The sequence below is a fragment of the Companilactobacillus bobalius genome (assembly GCF_009764355.1).
The window spans coordinates 100,067-114,760 of the sequence record NZ_LNUA01000033.1 but is presented as its reverse complement, the minus strand read 5'-3'; the positions used below and the strand labels follow the sequence as shown (position 1 = coordinate 114,760).

The following is a 14,694-nucleotide window of genomic DNA, read 5'->3' as shown; positions in this document are numbered from 1 at the left end:
ACAGTAATTACGAGATTATTGATGGCAACAGTTTTTTCCGGGGCCATTGGGATTGATCGAGCCTATAAGCACCGACCTGCCGGATTAAGGACGCACATCTTGGTTTGCTTAGGAGCTTGTATCATCGCAATGATTCAGAAGAATCTCGGTTTCAATGCATTAATGGTTGCCCAACAATATCCTCAATACAAAGGAATATTGCGAGTAGATGAAGCTAGACTGATAGCACAAGTTGTCAGTGGAATAGGATTTCTCGGTGCAGGAACGATAATTGTTGAAAATCATTCAATCCGAGGCTTGACTACAGCAGCTAGCCTTTGGGTTGTAGCTTGTATCGGAATCGCAATTGGAATGGGCAACTACATTATTGCAATAAGTGGATTTTTGGTGGTGTTTGGTGTGGTAGCATTTTTGAAAAAGATTATCCGGATCAGTCCGGTACGAAAACTAAAAGTTGAATATAAGCAGAAAGTAGAAACGAAGGAATTTATCGATGGTTACTTTAAAGAAAATAAAATTTCTGTTGAAGACGTAAAATTCCGCGTTTCCAAATTGAATAACAACAATAGTATTTATACCAACATTTACTCGATTGATTTTGGCAAAAATGTTGATTACGTGGATATCGTTGAGAATCTATCAATGAATGAAAATATTGTTAAAGTTGAGACTATTAACGTGTAATGGGTTTGTGAAGTATGCCGTCTTCCACAAAAATTGGGAATGCTGTTGGAACGTTATGGGTACGATTTGAAACTAATTATTTTACACTTTGTGCAAAATAATGGATTTCCAAAGTCGGCCTCACTGTAACCGGTAAAGCCGGTAACAATGATCTCATAGCTGAACGCATTCCCAAATTTTGCTCCAGACTGAATCTCACTTTGATTGTTTAGCTTGAGATGAATAAATTAGTCTATTATTTTTCATCATAAAAATTAATTTTAATTCGAAAGAAATGTCCGTAGAGCCAATGTATATTGGTTAATACGGATATTTTTTAGTGTTGATAATTTTGAGGTAGAAAAAACATAAAATAAGTACAGTTATAGTAGAAAAAACAGCTCCCTTTACGTTATGATGAAACTTGAATAATGAAAAGGGAGTTTTTACATTGAAGAGCTTAAAGAAAATAAGTATCTTTTTAGTAGCTTGTCTTTTAGTGCTTAGTTCATTCTCATTTGTCGGGATAAAGAACGTTCAAGCTGCTGACACAGATCAAGCACAATACACGATTGGAACAACTAAAAATATTCCTTCCGCTGTTGCCCAAATGGGTAAGGATTTAAATGCTTATACGAACAACAATTTAAATGTTGATCTGAAAGCATATGATTCTACTAAAGAATTGAATAGTGCTATTGCCGATGGAACGGTTAATGCGGCTGTGACTGATTTAGTAAATTATGCAGCTATTTCTAAGAAACATTCAAATTGGAAGATTGCTGGTACTATGCCTGGTTATAGCGGTTTAGTTGCTAACAAGAAGTACAAGAGTGTTAAGAAATTAAAAGGTAAGACAATTGCAGTTGATAAAACTGACTACTCAATGTTCTATCTAAAGAAAGCTTTGAAGAAGAGCAGATTAAAGTTATCTAGCGTTAAATTGAAGCAAGTTGATTCTGAGGCAGATCGTGTCAGTCAGTTGAAGAGTGGCGACGTTGATGCTGCTGTCTTACAAGATCCATCAATGACTGAAGCTAAAGTTAATGGTGCTAAGGTTCTAAATAGAGATAAGATTAGTGCTGATAATGGTAATGTTTTGATTGTTAATAACGATTATGCTAAGAAGAATGTTTCTAATACTAATATTCTATGCAATGTTATGAAGCAAGAAGTTAAGAAAATCAATAAGGGTAACATGTACATCATGCTTAACAAGACATTCTCTAACTATGGAACTAGCGATAAAGCTGTTGCTAAGTTGAACAACATGAATGTTAAGTTTAAGACAATGCATAAGGTTAAGAAATCTGATTTTAAGAAAGCCTTCAAGTATGCTAAGCAACAAAAGTTATACAAAGGTAAAATCAATTATAAAAAAGCCAATATGAAGCTTAGACAAGTTAAGTAATCAAAAAAAGTTCATCTGATGATGAACTTTTTTTCTTGCTCAGATAATAATGGTAAAATGTTCTTATTATTTAATTGATTTGAGGGAAATATCTTGAAGAACAAAAGACTAATCTATGTCGATACGATTAGAGTTTTTGCGATGTTATTGGTGGTTTTGGCGCATTCTTGTGCTGATGATTTGGCTAACTATCAACCAACGTTAAAATGGGGTGTCGTAAATTCCATCGTTATAGTGACAGAAATCGCAGTGCCACTTTTTTTCATGATCAGTGGTGCCATGGTTTTAAACAGTAAAAAAACTTATGATTTAAAGTACTTATTCAAGCATCGATTGGTCAGAGTCGTTGTACCATTCTTACTTTGGTCAGTTGTGTCAGCTTATTTGGCTCGTGCCATGTCAGGTCCAGTTGATATGAAGGATTTCAGCAATACATTGTTAATGATGTATCATAAACCAGTATTAATAGCATATTGGTTTATGTATCCATTGATTGCTTTGTATTTATTGTCACCATTTTTGAAAGCTATTGCTGATAAGATTGACGATAAGATGTTGATGTATTTGTTAATTCTTTGGGTCATCATTGATATTGCATTGCCAACGTTAACAACTACTACACCTAAGAATATTGGAGTTTACTTCAATTCCTTTGATTTAGGCCGAGTGGTTGTTTCCAAAGATATTGGTTACTTCTTTATTGGTTATCGAATTTCTAAGATTGACAAACATTCGTTAAAACTCAATATGAATATCCTGATAGCGGCCGTGTTAATGGCAATCAATATTCTAATCAGTTTTATCAGTTTGAAACCAAACCTACAATTCTTGAATGCCATTGCTAACATCAATACGCCAATCATTGCAGCATTGGTCTTCATGCTCTTCAAACGCTTTGAAACAAGTTATGGTAAAGGATTTGCACGAGTGATTGAATTGATAGCACCATTGACTTATGGAGTTTATCTAGTTCACGGATTATCAATACAGTTTGTGATGAAGTATTATGTGAATGCTAACTTCTTATACGTATTCGTTTTAGCAACTGTCTTATCACTATTAGTAATTTTGATTTTAAGCAAGATACCAGTTGTAAAAAGATTGTTCACTTAGAAAAATTAAAATGGCATCTATTCAGAATTTCAATTTCCGTAATAATTAGGGAAAATGAGGAATCTGAATAGGTGCTATTATTTTTACTCATCATTGCAGGTCATTTCTTTATCTATTAATGTATAATGTAACTAATATTAACTTTAAAGGTGGTATTGCAATGCTTGAAAAAGTACAAGGAATCGTTAAAGTAACTCAAGACGATCGCTACGTTGTTTTCTTATTTGATAATTATGAAGTTAACCGTAAAATGCTTCAAGACAAATACGTTAAAGGTCAAACTGCTTGGTATACTGATGCCAAGGGTACAGGTGAAGACGGAAAAGAATTCTATCGTATCGCTGAAGATGGTGAATGGATCGAAGCTGAATATGTTGAATTCATTCCTACTGAAGGTTAGTGATTTTAAATCATTAAAAAAGTTTAAAAATATCCAAATTTCTTAAGGTTTTATTGTCGAATTCCAAATTAAATAGTAGTCTAAGCATTAGATATACAAGAATTTGGGAGGAGACAAATTATGAATAAAAAATGGGTTGCCTCAACGGCATTAGCAAGTTTTTTAGCCGCTGTTGGTATTTCTTCTAATACTTCTCCAGTTAAGGCTGCTGTTTCTGATGACGAGGGTAATCAAACTGACGACCAAAATCAAAATACATCTGAGACTAAGGATACTACTGTTGCTAGTGTAATGGACAAGAGTGGTGCACCAATCAATGAGGATGCAGCTGACGCTATTGAAGCTAATCAAAAATCTGGTAGAAGTAGTGTTTTGCCAGCTAATGCGGTTGCCGCTTTGACACAAGCTGGAACAACTAAGGGAGCATCAACTGCTCAACAACAAGCCTACTTGGCTAAGGTTGCTCCACAGGCACAACAGGTTGCATCAAAATACAATTTGTATGCTTCAGTAATGATGGCACAATCTATTTTGGAAAGTAGTTGGGGTACTTCAGTATTATCATCACAGTATAATAATTACTTTGGTATTAAAGGGGACTATCAAGGTTCATATGTCTCACTACCAACTCAAGAGTGGAGTGCCGATAAGGGCTACTACACTATTTATGCTAACTTTAGAAAGTACCCTAGTGTTTACGCATCTTTTGCTGATAATGGCGATAAGTTACGTAATGGTATTCAAGGAAATAGTGCTTTCTATAAAGGTACATGGAGAGAGAATACCTCTTCTTATAAAGATGCTACAGCTTGGTTGCAAGGACGTTATGCCACTTCACCAACCTATGCAGCTGTATTAAATAATATAATTGAGAGCTCTAATTTGACACAATATGATGGAAAAGCCAGTACAAATGGTACTGGTAATGAAAATGCAATTGAAGGTACACAAACAAAATTAAACGATGTTGTAACAATAACTAATAAAAATTCAGCACATGTTTATATAAACGCTGATAAAATAGCTGCTAACCGTACTTTAGCTAACGGAACTAGATGGAAAGTTACATCTAAGGTCGTTAAATCTGACGGTACGACTTATTATCAAGTCTCGACAAACGAATACGTAAAGGCTTCAGATGTTCAATTGGAATCTGAAAAGACTAACCCACCAGTTAATATTGCTGATACAGCAATTATTATTAATAAGAGTGGTTCCGTAGTTTATCGTTTGCCTAATTTGAATACGGCTACGAATCGAGTTTTGCCATATCAATCTTCTTGGATTACAACTAAGTATGTGTTGGATAATTCTGGTAATAAATTCTACTTTGTAGGTAACGACTGTTATATCAAGGCAACTGATGTTTCCTTGAAATCAACACAATCACATGGTGACTATACTAAGGATAAAGTAGTATCTTATCCCGATATCGTTAACATCACTGCTAATCCAGGAGCCAAAGTTTATGATGATAAACATAATCTTTTGGCAGTTAGTCTTTCAAACAGAACTGATTGGAAGATTGATCAGAAGTCTACTCATTCAGATGGTTCCATTTGGTATCGTGTAGCTACTAATCAATGGGTCAGTGCTAACGATGTTCAAGTTAAAGGATCTAACTATGTAACAAGTGTTAGTGGTATGGCAAAGATTAACTATATTCCTGGATATGGTGTCAACGTTTATAACAGTCCTGCTGCCAATAATAAATTTACAGGAACTCGTCTAGCCGATGGTACGACTTGGCGTGTAACCTCAAAACAAATTGTCGATGGTCAAACTTGGTATAAAGTAAATGCCGGTTGGGTCAACGGAAAATACTGTATTTTCAATGCAGATTAGGAAGTCCTTAGGGGCTTCTTTTTTTGTACAAATTACGTGAAATTATTTTGAATAAATTATATATTTTGGTATCTTCAGAACATATATTCTTGTTATATTGTTGACATACTCATGAAAAGTGAGTAAATAAATATTTTAGGGAAAATAAATGATGATATCAAATTTTAAATCCATTAAGGATGTAATATCTAAAAGAATCTTTAGTTCTCTCAATGTTTGTAAAAATTTTAAAGTTGATTATAAAATTGAAGCCTTGTTGGATATTTCAGATATCACTAATTTGGGAAATACGATTGTTGTTCATGCTGAACAAGGAATCTTTATTGACTCAAGAACGACCAGGAAGATTATGAATGAGATGTATTTGATTAATGGAATAGGATTTGCCATGGCCAAGTTTTTAGCTGATTTGTATGGGATGACTCACTATACGCCGTTTATTCATGAAGATATTGCCTATATGCCAATGACTGGGGCCAGTCGAAGAAATGCCGATTGGATTGCTGTTCACTTCTTAGAATGCTATGAACAAATTGAAAAGAAAGCCTATTTTGTCACCGAGAGCAGCCATAAGATTCAATTAGATTTTCCAAGGGGAGATTTGGAAAAAAGATTGCATGATATTTACTTTTTAATGAAGTGTTCATTAAACGTATTTGAAATGATGGTTAATGTTGGTAGTTGTCATTTAAAGTATAAGTGTAATAAATTATTTTCTACGTATGATAGATGTCGTTGTGATTTGCATTCAAAAATTTGCCTATTGAACAGTTTGCCGATATTTTACTGGCATTTGATTGAGTTTATTTTGATAAATCAAGGTATTGAAGGATTAGGTAAACTCGAGACGAAAAAGTATTACCATCAAAATTTAACCAGAATTAAAAAATTATATTAATCGCCAAAACCAAAAAAGAACACTGTTTGTGGGTGTTCTTTTTTAATCGATCGAATTAAAGCCTTATTCTTAGACTGTTTTGGCAACTAATTTTTCTAGTCTAAATTAGTTATCCTAGTTTTACCACAAGCGCTTGTGAGTAAAACTAGGAGATGCTCACAATGAATCTAGAATTAGGATTTCAGCAAGCATTAGAGAATCAACAATTAATTCATGGAGCTTTGAAACGAGTTCATATTTATGTGACTCGTTGTGATTATGAAGATTACTTTCAAGAAGCAGTAATTATTTATGCACAAACTTATTTAAAATACTGTCAAAGAGATCAAAATATGACTAAGTTCAAACCATATGTGTTTCAAAAATTGGTTTGGCGGTTAACCGATATGTTGCGACAAGAGAAACAATACTTCGATTTTCATAGTTTAGAAGAGTTTGATTTTCAAAGAGTACCGGAGACAGAAATTACTCAAATTAATTTCGTTGATTGGCAAAAATTATCTGAATTGGAAAAAGAAATATTGCAGGAACATTTCATGAATGGGATTTCACTCACAACAATTGCTCAACATCATCAACAGACGCCCCGTAACCTTAGATACCAGCGAAATAGGCTTTTAACCAAATTAAGAGCAATGAATCAAAAGTAAATTTTACTATCTGTTTACATATTTGTTACTTTTCTCAAAAATGCTTTGAAAATTGTTATAATTTATGGGTTAAGGAAATTAACATTGGGAAGGAAATATATATTATGGTCTCGAAGAAATTTATTACAAGTTTAGCTACTTCAGCTGCACTTGCAAGTGTCGGTTTTGCAACTGTTGGACAAGTGGTTCCACAACTAGGTTCACAAGTTCAAACAACACAAGCTGCAACTTCAGCAATCAACGATTACATTAATAATAACAACATTAAACCAGTTTCAATTCAATATCGTGCAGGAACATTTAACAAGATGTTCGGTTACGAGAACGGTGTTGGTAAGCCAGAAGGGGTCGTTATCCACGAAACTGCAACACCTGGTGCTACAGCCGAAAATGAAGTTTCATACTTTAATTGGTCATGGCCAACAACATACACTTATGTTCATGCTTTTGTCGATGATAAAGAAATTATAAATATCCATAGTGCTGACTATGGTGTTTGGGGAGCAGGTCAAACTGCTAATAACAAATACATTCAAGTTGAGTTGTGTCGTGTAAATACAACAGATCAATTTGCTAGATCCGTTGCTAACCAAGCTTACTACGCAGCCTTTAGATTAGTTCAATATGGATTACCATTTACACCTGGTAAGACAGTTCTTTCACATAACGATGTTTCAAGAATGTACAAAGAAACAAATCATACTGATCCAGTTGGCTACTTTGCTCAATGGGGTTACAGCATGGATCAGTTCTATGATTTAGTTGGTAAGTATTATAACCAATTAAAGGGCAGCAACACTAACAACGGTGGAAATGCTAATACTAATAATGGTAACCAGGCAAGTAACATTGGAATTCTTAGAGTTAAAGATGGTTCGAAAGAATATATTTCTCTATACTCATTGAATAATGATACTATGTCTAGAATTACAAACCGTGCTTTAGGTACAGGGACTGATTGGCAAATGGATCAAGTTAAAGTAGTTAATGGTATTAAGTATTATCGTGTTGCTACTAATGAGTGGGTTCCAGAAAGTTCAGTTGGACAAATTATTAAACCACTAGCATAATTTCAATATAGAATGAAATATTCTTTGATAACAAATTATTACAAAAGACCCGCTGAAAAGCAGGTCTTTTTTTGCTATCATTATTTCATAATAGGGGTTAATCTTGAAGTTGTATAATTGTCTTCAGAAAGGCATTGAGTGAACAATATGGTTAAAAAATTCTTAGCGGTTCTTGGAATTCTTTGTTTATTCCTAACAATCTTAGGATGCAAGCCAAAGGAAACTGATGAGGTAGTTTCCAGTAACAAAACTTGGTATTTGTATCAAGATCAGGGAGAAAACGATACTGTTTCAATTAAGTTTTTAAAGAACCAACGAGCAGAAATAAAAGATGTTTCTACTATTAATGGTAAAGTCGGCATTAACCGATTTGATAATCAATTTAACAATCCAAAATACGTTTTAAATCGTGATGGTAGAACGATTACCTTTAAGACGGCTAAAAAAGATTTAGTTTTAAAAATTGAAAAAACTTATCATGAAAATGTCTATGGTAAACATATGAAGGGTTATTCGGTGTCTTCTGGTGGTGACACGTATAAATTTGCCTATATTACTAAAGTAGACAAACCGTCTACTGCTGCTAATAACACGAAAAAAGATTTGTCTCAAAGTATTTCTTCTAAACAAATGCCAGATCATATCATCGATGTTAACAGTAATGCTAAACCGTTAACGGCTAATAATGTGATGATTGGTAATTATAACTTCAAAACAATTATTGACTATCGTCGAACTGATGGGAATCTAACGATTAATCAGAATGGGACTTATCAGCTGACTTTAACGGAACATTCAGCCCAGAAGTTAAATGATGATACCGATAGCAAAGTTGTCATGGAAACGTTAATTGAAAGTGGTCAGGTACAGAGTTTATATGGTAAGTACTATTTAACCCCGAAGAACCTGTTGACGATTAATTACTATTATCATGGACAGAACACGGATCGACTTTTGCCTAAGAGTGTTAATTTGAAGGTTAATTCAAAAGCTACGGGGAATCAAATCAAGCGAGCTAACATTAGAATTGAAACGGATTCTAATCAGTTGTACTTGTATTCAGGTGACTACACGGTCCGAGTTCAGGATGGTCAGAGCAATAAGAATGGTAATTTATTGACTAAATCGGATACTGCTCAAACTGATTTGAAAGCAGCCATTTCACAGACTCAAGATTACTACGATAAATATAAAGAAAATCCTTTATCATCGAATGCTGATTTAATGCAATTGGCAGGAGCTATTTCGGATAATAATGATAAAAAAATTGGCAATTTAGGGGTTAATTTTGGTGGTCAATATGGAACTAATTTACAACCGACTGACTATCAAGGGATTAGTGTCAACGGTAGTAAACAACCATTGATGCAATATATGTTTTTAGTATCACCTTCAGCTTATTCACAGAATGGACCGGCTGTTACAACTACTAAGGGTAAATTTTTAGTTTATGGTTCATTGGACAATCGATTATTTCTTTTGAAACAACCAGATAAAGATTCAACAACAGTAACCTGGACTTTAGTTAAGGACTTTCCATTGAAGGTTCCAAAATTAAAATTCAGTTTAGATTAAGCCATGGAGGGGAATATGACTTATTTATTAATATTTGCTGTATCAATGATTGAGGTAATGATTATTTATAAAATAAGGTATGCCTATAGTCGCTTACCGATTTTTGCCATAGGAGTTGCTGTCATAACCATAGCGGCGTTATACTTCATTTCGATTGTTTCAGTAGATAAGTATTTACGTGCCTATGCGTTCAATTTTGCAACGGTGGATTTGATTTTGTTAGTGATCATGTTGGTTTATATGTATCAAATGAAACGTGATTTGCGCGAGTTACCGGCCGCCAAACAACCAGATTTCTTAGTTGTTTTGGGTAATAAATGTATGGGATCACGAGTACCACCAATATTGAGTGAACGTTTGGATAAGGCAATACAACTATACAATCGTTTTGAATATAAACCGAAGATTATTGTTAGTGGTGCTAAAAGTTCAGAATCATCATATGGAACCGAAGCTGAGATGATGCGCAAGTACTTAATAGATAGAAATATTTCGGAATCGGTTATTATTAAAGAGGATGAATCGATCAATACAGTACAGAATTTAGAGTATTCGGCGATCGAAATTCATCAAGCATGGCAGAAAAAAACACGGCCAAGGGTTATTATAGTAACGAGTGATTATCATATTCCTAGAACTAAATGGCACGCCAAAAGATTGGGCTTAAAAGTTCAATTTGCGGCCGCTTGTACTGTTAGAATGTTGAAGTGGCCAGCAATGTTTCGTGAGTTTACGGCGATTGTTTGGTATCATCGTTATTCATTGTTGACGTTATTAGGAATGGATTTGGTATTTTCACTAAGTATGTGTATGTGAGGAGTTTTATATGAGTTTGTACGATAAGTTCGTTGATAACAAACGATTGAGAAGATTCACGTTATTAGCTTTAGTCATATTGCTGATCTATCTTTTTCGAGGGATGATGAGTCTATTTCTACTAACTTTTACTTTTACCTTCTTGTCAGTTCAATTAGTTCGAGTAATTCAAAGAAAGTTTCCCAGAATTAAACCGATTTGGGTAATAGCACCAGTTTATTTGATAATTATTGCGTTATTAGTTTTTGTCATTGCTAACTATGTGCCGCAACTGATCACGCAAACAGCAAAAATGTTCTCATCGTTACAGAAGTTTTATGAAAGTAAAGAAGTACGTTCGAATCCTTATTTGAATGTTATTTATAATTATTTGCAACAAATTAATTTGGATAATCAAATTAAGGGAGCCATCACGCAAGTTGTAAACTACATCAGCAGTGTTGGTGCAGTCGGATTCAATATTGTTGTCTCATTCTTATTGAGTTTCTTCTATGCTAGTCAGGTAGAACAAATGAATTCCTTCGGAAGACAATTCTTGGACAGCAATTATGGTTGGGTATTCTCTGACTTAAAGTATTTTGGACAAAAGTTTGTCAATACTTTCGGTGTTGTTCTGGAAGCACAATTGATGATTGCCGTTGTTAATACAGCCTTGACGACAATTACTTTGTTGTTCATGCAGATGCCAGGGATTATTGCTTTGGCAGTGATGGTCTTCATCTTGTCACTGATTCCGGTAGCTGGAGTTATTATTTCGATGATCCCACTGAGTTTCATTGCTTATACGGTTGGCGGTATCAGATACGTTATTTATATCATTATCATGATCGTGATTATTCATATGATTGAAACGTATTTCCTGAATCCACAATTCATGTCCAGCATGACACATTTGCCAATTTTCTTTACATTTGTTGTATTGATCGTATCAGAGGAATTGCTTGGTACATGGGGATTGATTATTGGTATACCAATCTTTGTTTTCTTCCTTGATATATTAGGCGTTCATTCGATTACTAAGAACTCCAAAAAGAAGAGAATAAAATTAAAGAAAATGTTATAATTAACTTTAAAGAAAACTTGTCATATATAATGGAGATAACTAACTGACGTAGATAGGAGATTAAGTTATGTCATTTTTTGATAGAAAAAAGAAAGACAACGATGATAATTATTCTGATCCGAATAATTCTTCTTATCAGACACCTCAACAACCAGACCAAAATAATTTTGATCCTAGTCAAGGCCAATTCAATAATGACCCTAATATGGGGATGGGGACTCAATTTACACCTAACAATCAAGATTTTAATAGTAGCAACAATAATTACTACTTTGGGCCACAAGAGCCTCAACCTCAAGCACAAGCACCGGTTCAACCGGGACAACCTGGCAATGAGGATTGGGAATACACTGAACAAAGTTTACAAAATACTTTGGATCAAAGTGCTGACCTTAAGTCACAATTACGTAGTCAATTATTAGCTGACCGTAGCTATTGCAATCATCTTTTGAGAACGGTTGGTAGTGACCAAATTGATGAGAGAAGACAGGCAACTGACCGTATCAATGATATCAATGATTCATTGAAAGAATGGTTTGGAACTGATGAAATGGCTAATGAGATCTATTTGGATCCTAATACAAGCTATTTTGTCTTTACTGATGATTTGCCTGCCAATCCAGATAGTGATGTCACATCAATGTGGCAACAGATGACAATGACTTTAGCTGATCGGGGATTATTGGCTAATGCAATCTCTGTTACTTATAATGACCAAATTGACGCAACTTGGATGAATTATCAAAATGCCGGTTTCGTTGATGGGAATGCTTACTTATTGAATATGTACAATGAGTTGCAAGGTCGTGACTTGAATGTACCTATCACGCCTGCTGAGATACCATTTGATGCTGATTATCGTGTTCAACATGTGACTGATAAAGTTGATAAAATTTTGGATGCTAACGATAAATTAGTTATGGAAGTTTCTCGTGATTCCAATCATCAACTACAAATTATTCGTCACTATAAAGATGAACAAGTATTAAGTCGTGATATTTTTGACGTTAACGGAGTTATCTCTGCCACACAATTTTACGATCATCGTAATGCCAACAAAGTGGTTCGCGAGAACTTTTATCGCCAAGATGGAACACTTGTCTTGATCAAGAGTTATACAGGTGACGAGCCTTATATTCAACTCTTCAGTGAAGGTAACGTCTTGATGAGTACATTTGACAGTGATGAAGATTTAATTATCTGGTGGCTTAAGAATCAGGCCTTGAAACAAAGTACATCGACTATCTTCGTTTCGATTGGTTCAGACTTCTATAAGAAGCTCTTGTCACTACGTGATAATGGGATTGAAGTGATTCCAATTGTAATGAAACAAAGTGAAAACGCTGATAGAATTTCCAGTTTGATTGATGGTACAGATAAAGTTTCTGCAGTGATTGCTGGAACTGATCAAGTAAATACTTACTTGAATAAGAATGCCAAGAACAAGATGGATATCACAACTTTAAAGGAAATCGAGACACCAATTTATAAAGAACAAAAATAAATTTTCATTAAAAATATTTTTTTCATGAGAATGATGCCAAAAATTAGTCTTTTAGGCTAAATTAGGTGTCACTCTCTTTTTTTTATTGGCAATATCGTGTAAAATGTAGATTGTTAAAGAAATGAAAAGAGGATCATATAAATGGCAAAATTAGTTTTCATTCGTCACGGACAAAGTGAATGGAATTTATCAAACCAATTTACTGGTTGGGTTGATGTTGACTTAAGTGAAGAAGGTGTAAAGCAAGCTCAAAACGCTGGTAAACTTCTTAAAGAATCTGGCATCCAATTTGACCAAGCTTATACATCAGTATTGACACGTGCTATCAAGACATTGCACTACGCTCTTGAAGGCTGTGACCAATTATGGATTCCTGAAACAAAGACATGGAGACTTAACGAACGTCACTACGGTGCACTTCAAGGTCTTAACAAAGCTGAAACAGCTGAAAAATACGGTGATGAACAAGTTCATATCTGGAGACGTTCATACGATACATTACCTCCACTATTGAAAGCTACTGACGAAGGTTCAGCAGCTAACGATCGTCGTTACGCAAACTTGGACCCAAGAATTGTTCCAGGTGGTGAAAACCTTAAAGTTACTTTGGAACGTGTAATTCCATTCTGGGAAGATGAAATTGCTCCTAAGCTATTAGACGGCAAGAACGTAATCATCGCTGCCCATGGTAACTCACTACGTGCTTTGACTAAGTACATCGAAAATATCTCTGATGCTGACATCATGGATGTTGAAATGACAACTGGTGAACCAGTTGTTTATGACTTGGATGACAAGTTGAACGTTGTAAGTAAGAAGAAGCTTAACTAATTTTTGATTAGTTTATTTTTAATAAAAAACGCCTATATACAGAGTAAATCTGTGTGGGCGTTTTTTTGTATAAATGGTGAATAAAGGAGATAATAAAATTTTTAGACGAATAAAACAAGACGGACCGACCTGTTTAATTTATGAATTCGTTAATGGTTTAAAATACGTGTCAGGTAGCAGAGATGAGAATAAAGAATTATCCCAGTTAGCTAAAAATATGCTGAACTTTTTTACAAAAGAGAAGAAGTGTTCATATGTCGGTGAATTTTTCGATAGTAACGTAGCCGTAAAGGCTTTAGATGATTATTATCTTAAAAGTAATAATGAAAAGTCACTTTTAGCATCTGAATATAGTGTAAATATGAAAATTTTGGATGATGATCTTGTTAAAAATGTTAATGATTTAAAAAATAATGAATTTATTTTAATACAAATAATTGAAAAACATACTCACTTTACGAACTCGCACTGGTTATGTATTGTTCAACCGAAAATGAATAAACATTATATTATCAACAGTGCTAGTGCAACTCCACTAATACAACATGATGTTAAATCAATTAAATTAAAGAGGATAGAGCAAAAAAATTTGGCATTGGTAGGTAAAATTTTTGATTGGAAATACTGGAAGAAAATGAAAAAGAATAGAAAATATTCCAATGAAAATATTCCAGATGATAAATATGAATTCAAATATGTCAAACCAATCAAAATATCTATTAATAAATTAAAATAGAATTGATTCATTTAAAAAACTCAACAAAACTATATTTAAAGATGATAGCTGTATTTAATCAAAAATACCGACCTGATAGCCACTTAAAATGCTATCCGGTCGGTATTATTTTTTTTGAA

The 14,694-nt window shown here is 34.1% G+C and carries 14 protein-coding genes; all 14 read left to right on the top strand.

The annotated features are described in order from the left end of the window. Positions 1–21 precede the first annotated feature (21 nt). The 14 genes from ATN92_RS11935 (at position 22) to ATN92_RS11870 (ending at position 14,575) form a co-directional block, all read left to right on the top strand. A complete protein-coding gene (locus ATN92_RS11935; protein ID WP_056954031.1) occupies positions 22–684 on the top strand; it encodes an MgtC/SapB family protein in 663 nt (220 codons plus the stop codon). Positions 685–1,114: 430 nt separating this feature from the next. Further along, positions 1,115–2,074: an ABC transporter substrate-binding protein gene (locus ATN92_RS11930; protein ID WP_056953390.1), complete on the top strand. Its 960-nt coding sequence runs from the start codon at positions 1,115–1,117 to the stop codon at positions 2,072–2,074. A gap of 93 nt (positions 2,075–2,167) precedes the next feature. Next, positions 2,168–3,187: an acyltransferase gene (locus ATN92_RS11925; RefSeq protein WP_056953393.1), complete on the top strand. Its 1,020-nt coding sequence runs from the start codon at positions 2,168–2,170 to the stop codon at positions 3,185–3,187. 160 nt (positions 3,188–3,347) lie between these two features. Continuing rightward, positions 3,348–3,587, top strand: a complete 240-nt coding sequence (locus ATN92_RS11920) for a hypothetical protein (protein WP_056953394.1) — start codon at positions 3,348–3,350, stop codon at positions 3,585–3,587. Positions 3,588–3,707: 120 nt separating this feature from the next. Next, positions 3,708–5,432, top strand: a complete 1,725-nt coding sequence (locus tag ATN92_RS11915; protein ID WP_056953396.1) for a glucosaminidase domain-containing protein — start codon at positions 3,708–3,710, stop codon at positions 5,430–5,432. Positions 5,433–5,580: 148 nt separating this feature from the next. Then, the gene (locus tag ATN92_RS11910) at positions 5,581–6,330 is read left to right on the top strand and encodes a hypothetical protein (RefSeq protein ID WP_056953398.1); all 750 of its coding nucleotides are present in this window, start codon (positions 5,581–5,583) and stop codon (positions 6,328–6,330) included. Between the two features lie 161 nt (positions 6,331–6,491). After that, positions 6,492–6,980, top strand: coding sequence for a sigma-70 family RNA polymerase sigma factor (locus tag ATN92_RS11905; protein ID WP_056953400.1), 489 nt, complete (start codon positions 6,492–6,494; stop codon positions 6,978–6,980). Between the two features lie 104 nt (positions 6,981–7,084). Next, positions 7,085–8,050 carry a peptidoglycan recognition protein family protein gene (locus tag ATN92_RS11900; RefSeq protein WP_056953401.1) on the top strand — a complete coding sequence of 322 codons (966 nt, stop codon included), beginning with the start codon at positions 7,085–7,087 and terminating at the stop codon, positions 8,048–8,050. Between the two features lie 147 nt (positions 8,051–8,197). Continuing rightward, positions 8,198–9,625: a hypothetical protein gene (locus ATN92_RS11895; RefSeq protein WP_056953403.1), complete on the top strand. Its 1,428-nt coding sequence runs from the start codon at positions 8,198–8,200 to the stop codon at positions 9,623–9,625. 15 nt (positions 9,626–9,640) lie between these two features. Beyond that, positions 9,641–10,441, top strand: a complete 801-nt coding sequence (locus ATN92_RS11890) for a YdcF family protein (RefSeq protein ID WP_056953405.1) — start codon at positions 9,641–9,643, stop codon at positions 10,439–10,441. Positions 10,442–10,451: 10 nt separating this feature from the next. Next, the gene (locus ATN92_RS11885) at positions 10,452–11,504 is read left to right on the top strand and encodes an AI-2E family transporter (RefSeq protein WP_056953407.1); all 1,053 of its coding nucleotides are present in this window, start codon (positions 10,452–10,454) and stop codon (positions 11,502–11,504) included. 67 nt (positions 11,505–11,571) lie between these two features. Continuing rightward, positions 11,572–13,008 carry a Rossmann-fold NAD(P)-binding domain-containing protein gene (locus ATN92_RS11880; RefSeq protein ID WP_056953410.1) on the top strand — a complete coding sequence of 479 codons (1,437 nt, stop codon included), beginning with the start codon at positions 11,572–11,574 and terminating at the stop codon, positions 13,006–13,008. 141 nt (positions 13,009–13,149) lie between these two features. Then, positions 13,150–13,839 carry a 2,3-diphosphoglycerate-dependent phosphoglycerate mutase gene (locus ATN92_RS11875; protein WP_056953412.1) on the top strand — a complete coding sequence of 230 codons (690 nt, stop codon included), beginning with the start codon at positions 13,150–13,152 and terminating at the stop codon, positions 13,837–13,839. Between the two features lie 73 nt (positions 13,840–13,912). Further along, positions 13,913–14,575 (top strand): hypothetical protein, encoded by a 663-nt coding sequence (locus ATN92_RS11870; protein ID WP_056953414.1) that lies wholly within the window; start codon positions 13,913–13,915, stop codon positions 14,573–14,575. The last annotated feature ends 119 nt before the right edge of the window (positions 14,576–14,694 follow it).